Genomic DNA, 20,352 nt, shown 5'->3' on the forward strand with positions numbered 1-20,352 from the left:
GTAACTGATTTAAGCTAATTTATTTAAATATTTATCATTAGCTAATTAAAGTGCGTGAAGTGTATCAAAAAAATTTATGTGCGAGATAAATAATTCTAATAATACAGCCGATATGTTAAATATTAGCAATACTTAGTTGCTAGTAAGCTGTTCTAATTGAGTTAAATAATCTAATGCCTGGTTACGATTTGTTCCACACATTTCATAACATGGTCTTAGGTGACTACAAACTTGGGGTCTGGTTGATTGGCCAAATAATTTGCATAATAAATTTTCATCCAAATGGATACATGCAACACCTGCTGGTTTTCCCTTAGGCATACCAGGCATAGCAGATGAGATCGACGGTGCAATACAACATGCCCCACAGTTTCTTCGACATTGGAATGATTCAGTCATGAGATTAGATTGTTTTATAAATTTTATTGGTGACAATAGCAAGTTAAGGGTAAAATAGCGAGCTAATTTTTAACTCTATTTAATATGAAGAATCTATTATGGCTAAAGCTAATGAAATTAAACGTGGTGATGCTGTCACCTATAACGGTAAGTTGTTACTTGTAAAAGAAATTGATGTACAAAGCCCTAGTGCTCGTGGTGCAAGTACACTTTATAAAATGCGTTTTACCGATGTTAAATCTGGAGGTAAAGTTGAAGAACGTTTTAAGGGTGATGATGTTTTAGACACTATCGAACTATTTCGACGTCCTGTAAGCTTTTCTTATATTGATGGGGATGAATATGTATTCATGGATAATGAAGACTATACTCCGTTTATTTTTAAGAAAGATCAAATAGAAGAAGAACTTCTTTTTATCCCAGAAGGCGGTATGGATGGAATTCAAGTTTTGATGGCTGAAAATGAAGTTGTCGCTTTAGAATTACCACAAACAGTTGAACTTGAAATTATTGAAACCTCGCCAAGTATAAAAGGTGCTTCGGCAAGCGCACGTACTAAACCTGCAACATTGTCTACTGGCCTTGTCATTCAAGTACCTGAATATATTGATAACCACGAAAAAGTTAAAATTCATATTGCTGAACGCCGATATATGAGCCGAGCGGAATAATCTATTAAATCGTGATGAATACATACAATCAAAATAAATTACATAAACGATTGCGTCGCCTAACAGGCGAAGCAATCGCTGATTTCAATATGATTGAAGAAGGCGATCGTATAATGGTCTGTCTATCTGGCGGTAAAGATAGTTATACATTGCTAGACATTTTAATTAATTTAAAAATCAGTGCACCAGTGCAATTTGAATTAGTTGCAGTCAATTTAGATCAAAAGCAGCCAGGATTTCCTGAACATGTTTTACCTGAGTACCTCGAATCTTTAGGTATTGAGTATAAAATTGTTCAAGAAAATACCTATGGTATTGTTAAAGAAAAGATCCCTGAAGGCAAGACCACGTGTTCACTCTGTTCTAGGCTTCGACGAGGTATTTTATATCGCACAGCAACTGAGCTCGGTGCGACAAAAATTGCGCTTGGGCATCATCGTGATGATATTTTGGAAACATTATTTTTAAATATGTTTTATGGCGGAAAACTTAAAGCGATGCCTCCAAAATTAATGAATGATTCAGGTGAACATATTATTATTCGACCGCTTGCGTACTGCAAAGAAAAGGATATTGCAAAATATGCTGAAATTAAGCAATTCCCTATCATTCCATGTAATCTTTGTGGTTCACAACCTAATTTACAACGTCAAGTGATCAAAGAGATGTTAAATGATTGGGATAAGAAGTTTCCTGGTCGTATAGAAACTATGTTCAGAGCCACGCAGAATATTACCCTTTCTCATTTATGTGATACCAATTTATATGATTTCAAAGGTATTAAGAAAGGTGATATTGATGTTAATGGTGGTGATTTGGCATTTGATCATGAAGAGTTACCAGCTATGGTCGGATTTGATACATCGGAACTAGATGATAAAAATCTGATTCTTTGGAAAGAGGCCAACTAAAAAAACCCTTCAATTTAATTTCTTTTTTATCGGCGATAATCTATATCGTCGATAATCCTTTCTGATATTAAAACAATAATCGATTGTATATAAACTTTGATCTAGCTCACGAATTGACAAAAAAAAATCCATTTTTATTGTGGTTCTAATGACATTAAAATAAAATTGAAACGTTCCAATTTTCATAAAATAACGATGTATGAAAAATAAATAAACATAGGAGAACAATGTGAAAATACATTTTTTGGGTACTGCTGCATCAGAAGGTATCCCAAATCCTTTTTGTAAATGTCAGATTTGTGAAAAATCTCGTATTCAAAAAGGTAAAAATATAAGAACTCGAAGTTCGATTCTTATTGATGATATTGTGCAAATCGATTTTGCTCCGGAATATAGCTATCAAGCAATGAGAGAAAACATTGATGTTACTAAAATAAAGGACTTATTATTTACTCATACTCATCCTGACCATTTTAATGTGGGCGATCTATTTAGCCGTATGGTGGATTATGGTTTTAATATCGACCACCCTCTTTACGTTTATGGAAATGATATTGCCATAAATGGTTGTTTGAATGTAGTACCTGGTTATAGTCCTGAACGTTTTGTATTTAATTTATTAGTTCCATTTCAAACTGTTGTAACCTCAGCTGGTTATACCGTTACAGCTTTGTTAGCTAATCATGCTAAATGGGAATTTTGCTTTATTTACTTGATTGAGAAAGATGGAAAAACATTTCTACACGGACATGACTCTGGCTATTTTCCTGAACTCACTTGGCAATGGTTAAAAGATAGTGGCAAAAAAATTGATATGGCTATTTTTGAGTGTACTTACGGATATAAACAAAATGATAAGACTAATAATCATATGAGTATTGAAACTGTTATCGCTACTCAAAAGCGCATGTTGGATGATGGTATTTTTAGCTCAAGCACTCAACTTATCACGTCTCACCACTCTCATAGCAGTGGTTTTATGCATGATGAATTAGTTGAAATATTCAAACCTTACAATATTGAAGTAGCCTATGATGGCTTGACGAAGACGATTTAATACGGAGCTTTATATGTTTAAAATACCACGTTTATTGGTAATGATGTTTTTACAATATTTTGTGCAAGGTGCATGGAATATGGTTATTGGGGCAGTACTTGCTGCTTATGGATTGAAAGAAATTGTTGGTTCGACTTATTCAGTTTTAGGAATCGCAACTATTATCTCTCCACTTTTCATTGGAATGATCGCTGATAGGTTCATTGCATCACAAAAAGTGATGGGCATATTACATATTCTCAATGCAGTTGTTTTATTTATCATTCCTAATTTTGTTGAAAGTGGCAATATTGCTGGCTTTTTAATCATGATTTTTATCGTTGGTTTATTATTTTATCCAACAACAGCATTAGCTAATAGCGTTAGTTTTAGGCATATAGATGGTGTGCGCTGGTTCCCAATTATTCGTGTATTTGGCACCATTGGTTTTATGATTGTAGGATTAATTCTTGGTTATACTGGTTTTTCAAGCTCCATTAACTCATTTTTACTTGCTTCTGGTGCATCTGTGGTTTATGGGATTTATTGTTTTACTTTACCTAACACACCACCTACAAGTCGAAATAAGAAATTCTCAATCCGTGATGCAATGTGTTTAGATGCATTATCACTTTTCAAAGATAAGTATTTCACTATTTTTATGCTGTCTACTTTTGTCCTAATGATAACTAAAACTGCATATAGTGCTTATTTACCAGTATATTTACCTGTATTAGATTTAGAGCCTGCTTCAATGATGCAAATTGCTATCGCTACAGAAGTGTTATTTATGTTCCTTCTATCTTTCTTATTAGGTCGTTTTGGTTTCAAAAAAATCATTTTATTCGGCGCAATTTGTTGGGTAATTCGTAGCATGATGTTATCACTGGCCGCAACATCAGAAAGTAATATGTTCTTCTATATTATTGGTACGCTATTGTTACAAGGTATTTGTTGGGACTTCTTCTTTACTGCTGGTGATATCTATGTTGATAAGAAAGCAGGTCCAGAAATTAAAGCGCAAGCTCAAGGGTTACGTTTTATTGTTTCTAATGGCTTTGGTGTATTTATGGCGGCGTCAGTATGTGGCTTTATCAATAACCGCGTTGTTACAGAGAAGACATTACCTAATGCTGGTCCACAATGGCAAGAGTTCTGGATCTATCCTGCGGTAGTTGCTGCAATTGTTGCTGTAGGTTTCTGGTATTTCTTTAAAGATAAAGATGTCATCATGGCACCTAAAAAAGTAGAATCAGATTAATTTCTTACTCTTACTTTAATATGGCTAATAATTATTTATTAGCCATACTTTTTTCTATCTCACTATTAATCATCTCTATGACTTGTTTTGAACTATATTGGTTAGTTATCCACTGTGTTAAATACTTTCCAATAATATTTTCAATCAGTCTTAAATTAATAGCACTACCTGTCATGCTATTTTCTCGAATGCCATTGGCATATTGTTGTTGCGCCACTGGTAACCATGGATAACTATTTATAATTCGATGATTTTGGAAAATAGTGTTTTGTGCGGTTGCTCCACCAAGTAATGCTATTTGTTCGCTGATTTCGTTGGAGTAAAGCCAATTAAAAAAGGTTTTTACTTGTTCATTTTTTTGACTATATTTTGACATACCAAGGGAACCTCCACCAAATAGTGATTTTTTTCCCGGTACTTTAGCGTATCCAACCAAAGGCAATATATTACGATGATTAATATAGCCAAATAAATTCATATAAACAATTAACATAGCTAGCTTGCCTTGTTCAAATAAATTTACCGATTCTTGCCACCAAGCTGATTGTATATTTTTGGCAACGCTAATGTATGATTGCAAATGATTTAAAGTAGTTATAGCAATTGTGGTATTTAAACCAAATTTATTGCCATTAATTAGTTTTCCTCCTTGAGAATAATAGCGAACTAAAAATTCAGATGCGATAAGTTCATAATTACCGAGCGTAATACAACTACCGAACTCTACTGGGGATTCCGTATTTTGCTGTTGATCAAAAAAGGTCGCAATTTGATCAAACTCTTTGAAGTTTTTAGGGACATTAAGATGTTGTCGATATGCTTCAAAATAAGCACGCTTAATTAATGGATCATTAAATAAGTCTTTGCGATAAAAGAGCATTTGAACACTAGGATCAAAAGGAATAGCATAAGCAGAATTATCTACATAGCTAAAGCGTTCTACAATTTCTTGTGGATATTTTGCAAACAGTTGATTCAAGTTAATATCTAATTCTGATAAAGGTTTGAATATCGATGGTGCAAACCAAGGTAATCCAGCCATATCAATTCGTATAATATCAATTTGCTGATGTTGTTCAAATTGATTAAGAATATGATATATTTCGTCGAAAGGTTTTATAATTAAATTTACATCAATACCGCTCGTCTTTTGGAAATGTGGTAATAGTTTTTTTACCGCTTGCGTTGATGGGCTGGGTAAGATTAAAAAGTTAATAGTTTCTGAAGATTTAGTTATGTTTTCTGAATTCAAATCAGGCAATAATGAAAAACCTTTATTATCAAGATTGGTTGTGTTTTTGCCTTCTACTAGTTTGATAATTTGTTCACTTAATATGCCATAGTTCATATGGTATTGATAAATGTTATCTTCATAAAAAAAACTGTTATTGGTTAATGTATAAATGGGTGGGCAAGATTTTAAACTTCCAAAATAATTAGCATTACGAATAAAATGTGCTCGCTCCATATCCATGGTAATTAGCGCATCATAATTAACCTGTTCATCTTCAAAAAAACTAAAAGCTAAATTGTAGGTACCATTAGAAGGTTTAGATGCAATACTATTCAATGTCACATCATAATGATGCTTTTTGAACGTGCTAAGTAAACCTTTTTTGAAGTTTTTAGTATGAGTATGATGCTCTGAATTACTAAATAAGCCAATTCTTCGATACGTTTTTTTGATTAATTCATTAGCAATATCTCGTCCAGCTTTCTCATAATCAAGAGATATGAATTGCAATGCTGAGATAGGCTTTCGATAGACAAAGATAATTTTTTCTTTTGGTAATTTAATTTTTTGGTAATAGGAGTTAGCATCTGATAATGAACTAACAACGATAACTGCATGATCACGTTTTACAGCTACCTTTTGGATTAATTGTAATTCTAGTTCTTTAGAGTCATAAGTTAAATAAAGCGAAAGCTCATAACCAAGTCGGTTGGATTGACTAAACAGGCCATCATATAAATTAGTATATTGTTCGGAAGTGATATTTGGTAGTATAACCGAAATAGACTTATTTGAACCTTCTTTTAAAATTTTGGCAGATAAATTGATTTGATAACCTAATTGTTGAATCGCTTGTTCAACTAATTTGATTTTTTTTAAACTGACATTACCACGATCATTGAGTACATTTGAGACAGTACCATGAGATACACCAGCAAGTTTTGCTATGTCTTTGATCGTCGCCATTTGGTATTACACTCCATAAATTTTCACTTCAATCAAACCAACTTTATTAAACAATTATAAGTATATTAGAACTAATTAGTCTTTAAGCCATTTTAGCCAGCTTTGATTCACGATCTCTTTTTCTGATTTGAAACATGAGTCATCAACAATGCTCGGTAAGAGTTGCAACGATAATTGATGGATTTCATTTCGCATATCAATATAAGCTTTAGTGAGTTGCTGGGCTTCTAGGTTGTCCATAATTTGATAGTTAGCTGCAAGCTCCAAGATCCGTACGTTGTCACTCCATGTGGTCATTTTAGGATATTGATGTGCATAGTTGAGTACTAGATATTGTGATAAGAATTCAATATCACCAATACCACCTGCATCTATTTTTAAATTAAATTGATGTGGCGCTGTTGTGCCTAAATGTGCCCGCATCTTTTCACGCATCTCTCGAACTTCAGTTTTTAATACTCTTTCTTCACGGTTTTTACATAAAATAGTATGCCTAATTTCGTTAAAGCGTTTAATAAGTTCAATCTCACCATAAACGGCTCTTGCTCTAACTAATGCTTGATGTTCCCAAGTCCATGCCTCATTCATTTGGTAGTCATAAAATGCACTCAAACTACAAGCTAATAGTCCTGCATCCCCTTGTGGACGTAAGCGAACATCAACTTCATAAAGAATACCAAAGCTAGTACGTACATTGAATAAATGAATTATTCGTTGTACCAGTCGTAAATAAAACTGGCGGCTATCAATTTGTTTATCACCATCGGTTATACTATCAACAGGGCAGTCATGAAGAAATACGAGATCTAAATCTGATCCATATCCTAATTCCCAACCACCTAATTTACCATAAGCAATAATAACTAACCCTTTTTGATTATCGGTTAAATGTGCCGGCTTTCCATAACGAGCAATCATCTGATTCCACGCCATTTGAACAACAAAATCGAGAAGCGATTCTGCAACATATGTTAAATGATCACTTACTTTCATGGTATTTAATACATGTTCAACATCAGCAGCGGCTATATGTAGGAGTTGCATTTGTTTGAATTGTCTTAATGCCTCAAGTTGTTGTTCTTCATCATCAACCTGAATTCGAAGTAAGTATTGATAAAGTTCACTTTTATATTCATTAGGGGCAACAGTTTGATAAAGTGAGTGAATATCAATAAGCTCATCTAATAAGATTGGATAATGTGCAAGTTGCTCACTAATCATTGGTGAGGCACTACATAATCGAATTAGTTGTTTTAATGCCGTTGGGTATTCAAGCAGTAACTCTAAATAAGTTGTTCGGCTAACAATATTGACTAGTAACGGTAAAATTCGTGATAGTATTATTAATGCATGCTTATCATTACAAATTAATTCTAATAATTTTGGCATTAGCTGATCGAGGATTTCACGCCCTCTAACACCAATGGTCCGTTTACTGATATCATCACGAAATTGACAAAGCATTTGATAAAGCTGTTTGGCATCATCAGGTGAATAGTTCAATAGTACTGAAGTAACATCACTTAATTGTAAATCAGGCACCCAAAGGTCATTATAGTGATCGTTGTTCGTATTTTGTGTTGATTCAGTTGATTCATCACCAATAAGTTGATTAAATATTTGCCGAGTAAATTGCATTCTTTTAGTAAGTTCAGATACAAATTCATTCCAGCTTCTAAAATTCATGCCTATTGCTATACGTATTTGGTCTAATTCATCTTCTGGTAGTGTTTGTGTTTGTTCATCATGTATAGCCTGTAATAGGTTCTCACAACGACGTAGGAAGAAGTAATTTTCACGTAGAGCATCTACTTCATTAGCATTAAGTAGGGATTCTTGTTCTATCACTTGTAAAGCAGTCAATAAGGAACGTGTTTGTAGGCCAATCACACGTCCACCACGTATAAGTTGAAATACTTGTACGATGAATTCTATTTCTCGAATACCACCTGCACCAAGTTTAATATTGTTGGTTAGACCTCGACGACGAACTTCACGTTCAATCATGCCTTTCATGTTTCGCAATGATTGTAAGACACTAAAATCAATATAACGGCGGTATACAAATGGTTTTAACATTTGGTAAAGCTCTTTAGTGTATAAATCTTGTTGATCACCGAGTATTTTCGCTTTTACCATGGCGTAACGTTCCCAGTCTCTTCCTTGCTCTTGGTAGTAGTCTTCCATCGCTGAAAAACTTAAAACAAGTGGACCGCCATCACCTAGAGGACGTAAACGCATGTCAACTCGGTAGACAAAACCATCTTCAGTAATTTGATCTAAAGCTTTAATTAAACGCTGTCCTAAACGTGTGAAAAAGACGGCATTATCTAATTCGCGACGACCACCTTGTGTTTGCCCATGTTCAGGATAAGTAAAAATAAGGTCAATATCAGATGAAAAATTAAGTTCTCCTCCACCGAGTTTCCCCATCCCTAGAATAAGTAAAGGTTGCGCCTCTCCTTGCAAATTACAAGGGGTTCCCCACTCTTTACAACTAAGCTCATATAGCCAATCTCGTGCAGTGACAATAATCACCTCAGCTAGCTCAGTAAGTTGTAATAAAATTTGTTCATCGCTACTTGTTTGCGTTAATTGTGACCATTCAAGCCTTACTAAAATGTAGCGTCTGAATAATCTTAAAGTTTTCATTAGTTCCAACTCATCAAATACCGATGCTAACTTTTCATTTAACCATTGTTGATAGTAACTTCTTTCATCAGCTTGAGGAGGATTGTTAATAATGTCTGTCAACCAATCTGGAAACCGATAAAAAGCATCAACAATAAAATCACTTTGTACCAAAATATCAAGATTATTTTGTACTGCAATTGAATCACATTGTGATAATTGTGATGTGATTTTCTGTTTTTGCTCTGCAATTAATGGTGAAACTAGCGATATAGGCTGAGACATAATAAGCACTCACTTAAACTTGTTGATAAAATCACCTAATTAACTATTATAAATGACTTTTTAACTTCACATATCTTTTTATTAAACAAATTGTAAAAAAGAATATTGATATCATTTCAATAGTTGATTAGCTGATAATTAATGAAAACGATTTGAAAGACGAGTTGAGACTTGTTTATTGAATAAAGTGACTACGCAGAGTAGTCACTTTAAGTTAATGTCTATTTTTTAAATTAATAGATAGTCTCTAATTATTAGAAACTATAACGGTAACCTAAGTTAACTTGTTTTTGGTCAAATTTATTACCGAATGAATAAACAACATCTGTATAGATATGGTGTTGTTTGTTAAACTGAACATCTACACCAATACCGTTATCCCACCAATTGCCACCGAAATCATATTTTTCTTTTGCAACATGGTTAAAGACATAAGATGTTTCACCATCAAACTCTTTCACATAACCAGTTTTTAGGTATACATCAACTATATTATCATCTTGGGTAAAGCTGTTGCCTAGGACAATACTTGCTCTACCAAGTAATGAATTATAACTGTCCAATTTAGTTCTTAATCCATTGGTCGCATTGATGACTGCACTTCCTTGATGAGAATAAGTTAATTGAGCTTGAGGTTCAAAATACCAACCTTGATTTGGTAATGAATTGAAATAGAATCGTTGACCTAGTTCAGTCCCTATTGAAAAACCATTAGTATTACCATCACCTTTTACGAAATAACCCCCACCGGTACGAGTATTAAATTTATTCGACATTCTCATATATTTAATTAAACCGTCGATATAAAACCCTGATTGGTTTAGGTATGTGCCGTAAAGTGCTGCATAGTAGCCTTTAGTGTTTCCATCACCTACATGATGATCTATATTTCCTCGGCTTAAACCACCCATGATACCATAATAGATATCACCATTTGTATTTTCAACTTTTCGATCCACACCAAGTTGTAAGCCATAATAATCCATATCAAAATTCGATAAACGTTTATCGTTGAATGAACTTAATTTACCACCATAAATACGACCCCAAGCATCACCATCAGATGTTTCGCCTTGACGAAGTTTACCCATTCTTTGCATTAAAGTTTGTGTTTCAATGTAACTAATCAAGTAACTGGAGTTTAGAATATTTGCCGCATTTTGAGCTGTATTGGTTAAATTAGGCTTAGTTGGATTTACTGTTTTCTTTTGAGCTGATAATACCCAATCTTCTGAACCACTATTACGTTCATCAGTGACTTTAGTTAGAGTATTAAATTGGTATGCACCAATATCAACTGATGGTGAAGTCAAATTAAAATTAGCACCACCACCTTCAGTTTCAACTAAAGTAAGTTTTTCATTACCAGTAACTGCTGCTGAACCATTGTTGTCATCTCTAATTGAGATATTGTGATTACCAGTTGCTTGTGAAAAGCCAGTAATTTTGAGTAAATCATTAGCAAAACCACTACCGATGGAAGTGCGCAATTCAAATAGCCCATTTCCAGATAATGAATTTGCCGTTAAAGTCATGTTATTTGAACCATCAAGTATCGTATTTGATGTTGCATAATCATGACCAAAACTTACTTTGGCATAATTAGTTAACGTAAGGGAATCAACAGATGAACTATTAGTCATATTCCATTGGCTTTGACTACCATCTATCTTAACATTGATAGTACCTTTATTCGCAGATGAAGATGTATTATCAATTGAAGTTAATAATGTCGAGCCATCAGTTAAATCAAGATTAATCTGTCCTGAACTGGCTGCATAAATATCACCCTTAATATTCGATTTACCATTAACAGCTATTTCACCAGCAGTCGACTGTATTGCGTTATAATTGTTATAACTAGTTGAAACAATGTTATTAACATTTGAGCCACTATTAATGAATAATTTTCCTGCTTTTTGGTCCATGTAGACAGCGGTTCCATTAGCCGTTGTTACATCTAATCCATTATTAAATTTAATAACACTGTCTGCATTTGGGTTAGCACCAGCATATTCCTGGAACGCAACACCAGTCGAATTATTGCCACTCATATTAATCGTTACTTTTTCGTTAAAGTTTAGATTTATACCAAGTGAATCTGGTGCGTTATTCAGTAAGGATAAAATACCATAACTACCATTTCCTACTGACTGTATGTTAACTTCACCATTGAAGTTGCCTTCAGTTTTTGATGAATTTGAACCGTTATAAGCTCGAATTCCAATGAAACTGCCATTTGATGTACCGGTCCCTATTATAGTTACCTTTTTATCAAAATCAGCTTTCCCCCTATTAGCAAAATAAATACCGGTACCATCTTTAACATTTAGGCGAATGTCACTTAAAGCATTGACTTTCCCATTTGAAAGAACATGGATGTTACTTATTTTATTATAATTACCTGTTGCATTAGTTTGAATTACAAATTCATCCGTTCCGGTATCAATGGTTAAAGTTTTACCATTATATCCTGATTTAATACCGTAATCTTGGTTGCTAGTAATGTTGATATGAGGCGCAGCAACACCTGTTATATTTTGAATAATGATATCATCGGTTGAAGAAACGGCAATACCGCTATTAGTATGAGTTCCAATATTAGATGCATCAATAATAGTTAAAGCACTTGCAAGATGAGGTGTAACTAGACAAGTACCTAGTGTTAATTTGATCAAGAGATCAATTTTATTTAAATTACTTTTGAACACATAAACTCCATTTATTTGGTATTTACTAATCATTACATTGATTAACTTAAATCTTAACAAACCTAACAAAAGTTAACTTGTTGTTATTATTTATAAAATTTACCTAAAATAACAAAGTATCAAAAAAAATAGTTAATGTCTATATCGGTTATTTAATGATTTAACTAAATGTTCTTTTATTGTCTGACAATAAAAATTGTCGAATATAAATTTCGATAAAGTGTTAGTTTTTTTACTTTGAAATGAGGAGTTTTTGATTTGAGTTTGAAAGGCATAGATCTTGAATAAGTTTTCAAAATGATTATGTATTGGAAGCTAATTTATAAATCGCTTTACCAATACATATATACAACTTGTACTATTGTGTGATATTGATTCTATTTTTTTCTGAATAAAATAGCAGTTTGGTCATAATTCTAACCATTATAGAGCTTAGAATAAACACGATTCCTATAATGGTCCATGTATAACATAATGAAAAATTATTGGATAATCTATAATATATTTCTAAATATTCATGAAGAGAAACTGATACCATAATAATTATTGTTACCAATATGCAGTTGAAGATGAATATACTTATCGTACTAAATATAAGCTTTTTTAAGTTTAAAACTTCTGTTACACCTGTAAAACATTTTCTTAACAAAAAATAGCCGATCAAATTAGTAATTAATAAAAATATAGCTAATCCAACTATATTAATAATAATACCTGTAAAACTGAAATGTACACCATCAAATAAAATAATGGGAAAAAACAGGCTGTTAAAATAACAATTATAAAGCGAAATGAATACTCCAAGATGTAACCGCTGACTCTCTGATTGAGTTAATTCGTTACTGTCATGAATAAAATTTCTATTCAACAATCTAATACTAAAATAAGTCCATAGTGTTACAAAAATATAAATAGTTATTATCTTAATAAAATTAATAAGCTCATTATGTAGAGAAAAATAACTATCCATGAAAAGGTAATTAATTTTAGATTCAACCCATGAATTAATACTGTTGTAAAGAAACCATCGCCCTGCAATATCCATTGATGTAATTAATATAGCAACAAGTAACGTATTAGTAATATTTCTCGAATTGACCTGATTAATTGAATATTTATAAAATAATACTATGGAAAATACAAATACAACAATTGAGCTTGGTATTTGGTAATAGAAGTTGATTAATACTTGCTTAGTTAAATTTTTAATAAGTTGATTACTTGTCATATTTGACAGTAAAAAATAATCATCAAATCCAGTGAAATAGACAACAATATATAAAATATTAAATAACCAATAAAATAAAACTAATAATAGTGGTAATTTAAAAAAAGTCCTTTCCAATTTCATTTTTATACCTATATTTTATTTATTTCTGAAATTAGCCTAAGTTTGAATTTTGTGTTTACCTCGCTATAAGCAAAATTTTTAATCGAGTTAATACATTGCATTGCCATTTGCCACTGCTGAAATTCTGGCTCAATTTCAAAATTCTTATTTATTAATATTTCATTTATTTGAATAAGTAGCTGTTTATAATAAGTTAAATCGTTATTTTCTAAAGCATATTCTTCATTTTGTTGCCAAAAGTTTAGTAGGCTTGGCAAATCCTGCTCTATTTGTGGAGAATAAACGCTAGGAGTAAGAGGTACATTGAGAAATAAGCGATATCCTCGCGAAGCCTTACTCTGAGAAAACAGATGTAAGCTAAAGCGACTTAATTCAATCGCAAAGTTGATCAAATCTTGTTTATTACCCTGTTTTATCTCGAGCTCAACTTCTTGTATTGGTTTAGATTGTCCGTTTGAGGTAATGTTGCCTATATCTAAAGCAACTTCTATTTCACTATTGGCAAATGATATCAACCAAGTTTGACGTTTAAAATTAGTCGTAAAAAGTGGATTTAACTGGATTAAACCATCAGGTAATGCCTCTTTGGGCAGCACACTTAAATCTAATTTGTCATTAGGTAAAGGCCGATTAATTTCAATTCGTTCGTGTAAGCCACTCACAGAATTACCCTTTGATTTGACGGTAATTTCATAACACTTATTTTGGCCATCTTCAGTACTTCGAATACGCAAACCACAACCATTTTGTCTCAATAAATGATCTTCGGTATCATAATAAGTATTAGTTAATTTTAGTTGATTGGTTAAATTTTTTTGTGATGAAAATTCTGCTTCATCACAATAAACCCATTGATTTAAATAACTTTGTAAGTGTTCTATATCACTTTGATTGATTTGAAACTTTAATTCAATTTCGTTACTCATTTGTCTGTTTTCATTATTTATTTTGCCATATGATATACCGATTAGGCTAACAAATATAGGCTATCATCAACTATAATATGATTAAAGCTATAGCGACATTCGGGATGATAAATAAACAAGATAAAATAATTAATACTTTATAGGTAAAAGTGTATAGAAAAAGCAGTAGAAAAGTGGAATTATATAAATTAATTAACTAAACACTTTTTTATAAAACTTATTCTTAATTTTAAACATCACAAGATAACAATCTTGTTTAAATTGTGTGATTTAGGTTAGCTAGTTTTAGCATGGGTATTCCAATAGGTAGGAAGATATCCTATTTATTAGCTAAATTTTAAATAGGATAATAAAAAAATAATTAAGAATAGCTATTTAACAACCCTAAAAGGATTTGCTGGTTTAACATTTTCGGATTGCTTAGTTGCACTTTGTCTTAAGGCTTTGTAGTATGGTTCATCTTCAAACCCCATCCCTACTCCGTTTTCACGAGCATAAATAGCTTCAATAGCAGCCATTGGCACAACAATATGTTGAGGAACACCAGAAAATCTAGCATTAAATTCAATTTGATCATTATTGGCCAAATACTGTCCTACCGATTGGGGTGCAATATTGAGTACTATCTGATTATCCTTCACAAACTCTTGTGGAACTAATACACCATCAATAGACGTATTCACCACAACATAAGGAGTTAAATCATTATCTAAAATCCAGTCATAAAATGCCCTAAATATATAAGGGCGTCGAGGAGTCATGTCATCAAGTTCCATAACGGCTACCTTGTTTAATTGCTAATCTGTCATTAGATAAAATAAATTTTAAGCTCTAATCTTTCTTTCATCTTCAGTTAAAGAATTTATAAAAGCAGGTCGTTCAAATACACGTGCCATATAAGAAAGATAGTTTTTCTCTGCAACTTTTGGCAATTCAATACCAATCAATGGTAAACGCCATAGTAAAGGAGCAAAATAGCAATCACACAAAGTAAAATCATCACTCATAAAGTAATCTTTTTCTTTGAACATGACAGAAATAGAAACTAAGTCATCAAGTAAGTTTTTACGAGCCTCTTTAGCTTTACTACTATCAGGATCTTTTAAGATCGTTTCGTAGGCGCTATACCATTCTTTTTTAATGCGATACATTGTTAAGCGGGAATTAGCTCTAACAATTGGGTATACCGGCATTAATGGCGGGTGAGGAAAACGTTCATCTAAATACTCTAATGCAATATGTGTTTCATAAAGAGTTAGATCACGATCGATTAAGGTAGGGATTGAACCATACGGATTAAGATCCAATAATTCTTGAGGTAAAGTATTTGATGTAACAAACTCGATCTCAGCTGTTACCCCTTTTTCTGCCAGCACAAAACGAATCTGATGGCCGTAAATGTCAGTTGTATCACAAAATAATGTCATCACAGAACGTTTATTAACAGCAACAACCATGTTCACTCCAAATATGCGAAATTTTAATTAAGTTTTAATATGGTTACTATTCTAGCAAATTGGATAACAAATTTGTTAAAAAAAATATATTTTCTTTTTGTTTTTTCGACAAATTGTCATTTTTGAATGTTTATTAATTTCAATAAAGTAAGAGCAAGATAACAAAGATTATTATTATCCATTTGAATTAATTATAATTTAATAAAAATAGAATAAATATTATTACAGCTTGTTTAAAATTATATAGCGATAAAAAAAACCCAGCATAGGCTGGGTTTCGAAACAAATTTGTAACGTTGCAATTAACGTTTGCTGAATTGTGGACGACGACGTGCTTTGCGTAGACCCACTTTTTTACGTTCAACTTGACGTGCATCACGAGTAACAAAGCCCGCTTGACGTAATGAAGAGCGTAAAGTTTCATCATATTCCATTAATGCACGAGTAATACCGTGACGAATCGCACCCGCTTGACCTGAAATACCACCACCTTTAACTGTGATGTAAAGATCAAGTTTGTCAGTCATTTCAACTAACTCTAAAGGTTGCATAACAACCATACGAGCAGTATCACGACCAAAGTATTGCTCTAATGAACGTTTGTTAATAATGATATTTCCACTACCTGGTTTAATAAACACGCGAGCAGCAGAACTTTTGCGGCGACCTGTACCGTAATATTGATTATCAGCCATCTTCTATCCCCTTAAATATCTAATACTTGCGGTTGTTGTGCCGCATGATTGTGCTCACTACCAGCATAAACTTTTAGTTTACGGTACATTGCACGACCAAGAGGACCTTTCGGTAACATGCCTTTTACAGCAATTTCGATGACTTGTTCAGGATGACGTTCAATCATTTCTTTAAAAGTCGCTTCTTTAAGTCCACCGATGTAACCAGTATGACGATAATAGATTTTATCAGTGCGTTTTTTGCCTGTTACAGCAACTTTTTCTGCATTGATAACGATAATATAGTCACCTGTATCAACATGTGGTGTATATTCTGCTTTGTGTTTACCACGCAAACGGCTTGCGATTTCAGTAGCTAAACGACCTAACGTTTTACCTGCTGCATCTACAACATACCAGTCGCGTTTAACTGTTTCTGGTTTAGCTGAAAAAGTACTCATTTGTATTTATCCAAATTTTAATTAATCTCACGTTAATAAATCATTTGATTTATTTACACTTTTTGATTGCAACTATTAACTAACTAACCCCTTCGAGTCGTTATACTAATACTGACAACCGAAAACAGCGTTGGGAAAAACACTGTTGTAACGTGGGTGGCAATATTATACAGAAATATTAAAAAAGCGCTAGGATTTATGATAAAAAAAGCGTAGCGAGAAAAAACAGTAACTGCTACACTTTTAACTAATATTAAATAACACGATAAAAATTGATGGAAAACTTAATTCAACTTGCTGAAAAAGATTATATAAGTAAAGGTTTACACCGCAAATGTTATCATCACCCCGATGATCCTAATAAATGTATCAAAGTCAATTATAATGAAGGAGCAGAAGAAGAAACAAACCGTGAAATTGCCTATTATAAGCACCTTATAAATCGCAATATCTCATGGGATGTGCTAGCAAAATATTATGGTCCTGTAATGACTAATTTTGGTCAAGGTCATGTTTTTGAACTTATTCGTGACTATGATGGAAAAATTTCTATTCCATTAGAAAAATATCTGTTCGACGAACAAGCAACTAATCAAAATTATGATGCGTTAGTTGTATCACTCAAAGCATTAAAAACAGCCTTGCTGAAAGATAGAATCATTACTATGACAATCAAGAGTAAAAATATTTTATTTCAGCATTTGTCACCAGAGGAAAATCGCTTAATTATTATTGATAACATTGGTAATTCGACATTTATTCCTATCGCTAACTATGTAGGCTTTTTTGCAAAAGCCAAAATTGAACGCACATGGCAACGATTTTTATCATCACTAATTCGAGAAAATAAGCATAATTCATTAATCACTAAGTTAATTGATGATGTGAATCATTAAGTCTGACTTCGGCAATCGTACCCTTTTGGTCTTGCCGATTTCTTAATGTAAATTGGCCATGATGTAATTTAGTAATACGATTAACAATACTCAAGCCGAGCCCTATTCCATCATGTTTACGATCCATTCTGAAAAAAGCTTGGGTTAACTTTTCTGTTTTTGACTCGTCAATACCGTTCCCTTCATCTTTAACGGCTATCACAATTTCTTCAGCATCTTTATAAAAACTAATAGTAATTTTACTTTCATTTGGACTATACCGATAACTGTTTTCAACCAAATTACGAATCAGTAAACGAATCAAAGTCGCATCACCATTAAAAATTATATTATTACTTGTAATTTCCCAATCAATACTTTGTTGTTTCTGTACTGTTAACTCTGTCAATTCATCAAAAAGGGGAATTTGAATATCATCTAGAAAATTAATTTTTTGATACTGACCTAGAGTAAATTTTTGACTTGCTCGAGCAAGCATCAACAGTTGTTCTACGGTATTTACTAAACGATCTATTCGTTCAATTAACTCATGGCAATCTATTTTATCTTTACTTTCTAATAATTCTAGATGTAATCGAATACCTGCTAAAGGTGTTCTCATCTCGTGAGCTACATCTGCTGTAAATAAACGTTCTTGAGATAATGTATTATTAAGCCTTTCAAATAAATTATTTAATACCGTAGTAATTGACTTAATTTCACGCATATTACTGATTGGTTTTATTGGCTTAAGATTATCTTCAGTTCTTTTATTTAAATCTTTTTCAAGTATCTCAAGGGGTTTAGTAATCCATTTAATCGCCTTATAGGCCAAAAATAAAGTTACAACCATCATGGAAAATGCTGAGCAAAATAATGCAAAAATTGCTTCTAATTCTTCATGTTCAACCACTTCATCTATTTTATTTTGACTTAACGTTAAGTTAACTAAAACATCAATTTGCTCTTTACTCTCATGCCATAACCAAAATACTGTAATAATTTGGCAAATTAGCATTATTGCACCCAAAGTAAAAAATAGATTCCAACGGATACTATGTCGAATATTATTCAAAGACTGTTCAATCATAAATTTGCCATTCAATTAATTTTAAAATAATAACTAATTATTAATATTGAGTTGATAGCCATACCCACGCACAGTCTTAATTAAATCTTTTCCTAATTTATTCCTTAAGGCGTGAATATAAACTTCAAGCACATTTGAACTTGGATCACTCTGCCAATCATATAGATCATTTTGTAATAAACTTCGATGCACTTTTTCACCGGCTTTCAACATCAATCTAGATAGTAAAATAAATTCTTTTGGCGTCAATATCACTTCTTGATTATTTAAAGTAGCTTTTTGAAGTTTAATATCTATTGAAATAGGACCATAGTTAACAATATTATCGGCAGTTCCTTGATTTCGACGAATTAACGCTCTTATTCTGGCTAGCAATTCGGTTAAGGCGAAGGGTTTTATTAAATAATCATCTGCACCAAGATCTAAACCTTCAACTCTATCTTCGATAGTATCGCGAGCGGTTAAAATTAGTACAGGAATATCGATATTTTTTTTGCGCCATCGGGTGAGTAACTCTAAGCCATCACAATCAGGCAAACCTAAATCAAGAATAATTAAACTAAACTGTGCAAACTCAATAAGATCCTCAGCTTGCTTGCCATTAGATGCGACTTCACAAACATAGCCATTAGACGTTATCGCGTCATATAAACCTTTTTGTAATAAACTATCATCTTCTACTATAAGAATTTTCATTATAGTGTTACCTAATTTTGATTTAAGAAATGTAACATTTACAACTATTATACGCTTTACTATTTATTTCCCAATGCTTTAAAAATTTAAGTTCATTTTGATAGTTATAATTTAGCGAATAATTATTTAAAACTTTTTGAACGTATAAACCATATCTTTTTGACTAAATAAACAGAGATAAAACTTAACAACATACCCACCAGAATATCCAGTGGCCAATGAACACCTAAGTAGATTCGACTCCAACAAACAAGTAATGCAACAATCGTACATAGATAAGTTAATGCTTTAAATTGCTTTTTATAATTTAGATAAAGTGAGAAGCAAATAGTCCAAATAAAAACAGCGTGCTGACTAGGAAGAGAACTCGTTTTATCGTGATTCAAATAGTTGGTACCAATATTAAGAACAAATGGTCGTGGAGAATAAAATAGATGTCGAATAACAAAGGTTACAAATAAGGCTACAGCCAAACCTAAAGCAATTTTTATGATTAATTGTCTATAAACAGGTTTGAATAAAAAACATATTCCCAATATGACTATAGGAACAAAGATTAAATAATTTGCACAAAATATGGCAAAAAGAATAAATAATTTGGAGGCTTGTTCTTGAGCATTAATTAATAAAAAAAGATGAGTGTTCATATCAAGCAACATACAACGACCTATAAAAACAATATTTAGTTGTAATTTAATCAATAAAGCTTAAAAGAAC

Annotated in this window: 17 protein-coding genes; 5 read left to right on the top strand and 12 right to left on the bottom strand. The window is 32.4% G+C overall.

Translation table 11 applies throughout. The features are described from left to right. Positions 1-132: 132 nt before the first annotated feature. Positions 133-399: a YkgJ family cysteine cluster protein gene (locus J3U16_RS05825; RefSeq protein ID WP_065562604.1), complete on the bottom strand. Its 267-nt coding sequence runs from the start codon at positions 397-399 to the stop codon at positions 133-135. A gap of 98 nt (positions 400-497) precedes the next feature. Between J3U16_RS05825 and yeiP the strand changes: the two genes are divergently transcribed. The 4 genes from yeiP (at position 498) to J3U16_RS05845 (ending at position 4,278) form a co-directional block, all read left to right on the top strand. Then, positions 498-1,070, top strand: a complete 573-nt coding sequence (yeiP, locus tag J3U16_RS05830; RefSeq protein WP_065562605.1) for an elongation factor P-like protein YeiP — start codon at positions 498-500, stop codon at positions 1,068-1,070. 14 nt (positions 1,071-1,084) lie between these two features. Further along, positions 1,085-1,981 carry a tRNA 2-thiocytidine(32) synthetase TtcA gene (ttcA, locus tag J3U16_RS05835; protein WP_267331651.1) on the top strand — a complete coding sequence of 299 codons (897 nt, stop codon included), beginning with the start codon at positions 1,085-1,087 and terminating at the stop codon, positions 1,979-1,981. Between the two features lie 229 nt (positions 1,982-2,210). Then, the gene (locus J3U16_RS05840) at positions 2,211-3,038 is read left to right on the top strand and encodes an MBL fold metallo-hydrolase (protein ID WP_065733871.1); all 828 of its coding nucleotides are present in this window, start codon (positions 2,211-2,213) and stop codon (positions 3,036-3,038) included. Positions 3,039-3,051: 13 nt separating this feature from the next. Then, a complete protein-coding gene (locus J3U16_RS05845; RefSeq protein ID WP_267330606.1) occupies positions 3,052-4,278 on the top strand; it encodes an MFS transporter in 1,227 nt (408 codons plus the stop codon). A gap of 31 nt (positions 4,279-4,309) precedes the next feature. On the opposite strand, the gene J3U16_RS05850 is transcribed toward J3U16_RS05845, so the two are convergent. The 8 genes from J3U16_RS05850 to rplM all read right to left on the bottom strand — a co-directional run bounded on the left by J3U16_RS05850 (position 4,310) and on the right by rplM (position 16,974). Next, on the bottom strand, positions 4,310-6,478 hold the full coding sequence (locus tag J3U16_RS05850; RefSeq protein WP_267342628.1) for an extracellular solute-binding protein: 2,169 nt from the start codon (positions 6,476-6,478) through the stop codon (positions 4,310-4,312). A 75-nt stretch (positions 6,479-6,553) separates the two neighbouring features. Continuing rightward, positions 6,554-9,394 (bottom strand): bifunctional [glutamate--ammonia ligase]-adenylyl-L-tyrosine phosphorylase/[glutamate--ammonia-ligase] adenylyltransferase, encoded by a 2,841-nt coding sequence (gene glnE, locus J3U16_RS05855; RefSeq protein WP_267342629.1) that lies wholly within the window; start codon positions 9,392-9,394, stop codon positions 6,554-6,556. A gap of 254 nt (positions 9,395-9,648) precedes the next feature. Further along, the gene (locus J3U16_RS05860; RefSeq protein WP_267337396.1) at positions 9,649-12,105 is read right to left on the bottom strand and encodes an autotransporter outer membrane beta-barrel domain-containing protein; all 2,457 of its coding nucleotides are present in this window, start codon (positions 12,103-12,105) and stop codon (positions 9,649-9,651) included. A 1,359-nt stretch (positions 12,106-13,464) separates the two neighbouring features. Continuing rightward, positions 13,465-14,382 carry an inorganic triphosphatase gene (locus J3U16_RS05865; protein WP_267342630.1) on the bottom strand — a complete coding sequence of 306 codons (918 nt, stop codon included), beginning with the start codon at positions 14,380-14,382 and terminating at the stop codon, positions 13,465-13,467. Between the two features lie 371 nt (positions 14,383-14,753). Next, positions 14,754-15,158, bottom strand: a complete 405-nt coding sequence (locus J3U16_RS05870; RefSeq protein WP_267337398.1) for a ClpXP protease specificity-enhancing factor — start codon at positions 15,156-15,158, stop codon at positions 14,754-14,756. A gap of 48 nt (positions 15,159-15,206) precedes the next feature. Next, positions 15,207-15,839: a glutathione S-transferase N-terminal domain-containing protein gene (locus J3U16_RS05875; protein WP_065562614.1), complete on the bottom strand. Its 633-nt coding sequence runs from the start codon at positions 15,837-15,839 to the stop codon at positions 15,207-15,209. Between the two features lie 302 nt (positions 15,840-16,141). Next, a complete protein-coding gene (gene rpsI / locus J3U16_RS05880) occupies positions 16,142-16,534 on the bottom strand; it encodes a 30S ribosomal protein S9 (protein ID WP_065561853.1) in 393 nt (130 codons plus the stop codon). Positions 16,535-16,545: 11 nt separating this feature from the next. Next, positions 16,546-16,974: a 50S ribosomal protein L13 gene (rplM, locus tag J3U16_RS05885; RefSeq protein WP_034901369.1), complete on the bottom strand. Its 429-nt coding sequence runs from the start codon at positions 16,972-16,974 to the stop codon at positions 16,546-16,548. A 275-nt stretch (positions 16,975-17,249) separates the two neighbouring features. On the opposite strand from rplM, the gene J3U16_RS05890 reads away from it, so the two are divergent. Next, positions 17,250-17,870, top strand: coding sequence for a YrbL family protein (locus tag J3U16_RS05890; protein WP_065733865.1), 621 nt, complete (start codon positions 17,250-17,252; stop codon positions 17,868-17,870). Here J3U16_RS05890 and pmrB read toward each other — a convergent pair. From pmrB to J3U16_RS05905, 3 genes are all read right to left on the bottom strand, one after another. Then, a complete protein-coding gene (gene pmrB / locus J3U16_RS05895; RefSeq protein WP_267337399.1) occupies positions 17,842-18,939 on the bottom strand; it encodes a two-component system sensor histidine kinase PmrB in 1,098 nt (365 codons plus the stop codon). The genes J3U16_RS05890 and pmrB overlap by 29 nt on opposite strands. Before the next feature lie 33 nt (positions 18,940-18,972). Next, entirely contained in the window at positions 18,973-19,635 is a 663-nt protein-coding gene (gene pmrA / locus J3U16_RS05900; RefSeq protein WP_220225855.1) for a two-component system response regulator PmrA, read from the bottom strand. 122 nt (positions 19,636-19,757) lie between these two features. Continuing rightward, positions 19,758-20,282, bottom strand: a complete 525-nt coding sequence (locus tag J3U16_RS05905) for a phosphatase PAP2 family protein (RefSeq protein ID WP_176701500.1) — start codon at positions 20,280-20,282, stop codon at positions 19,758-19,760. Positions 20,283-20,352: the final 70 nt, after the last annotated feature.

Origin of the sequence: Gilliamella sp. B3023, assembly GCF_026536845.1 — a bacterium.
GTDB lineage: Bacteria > Pseudomonadota > Gammaproteobacteria > Enterobacterales > Orbaceae > Gilliamella > Gilliamella apicola_E.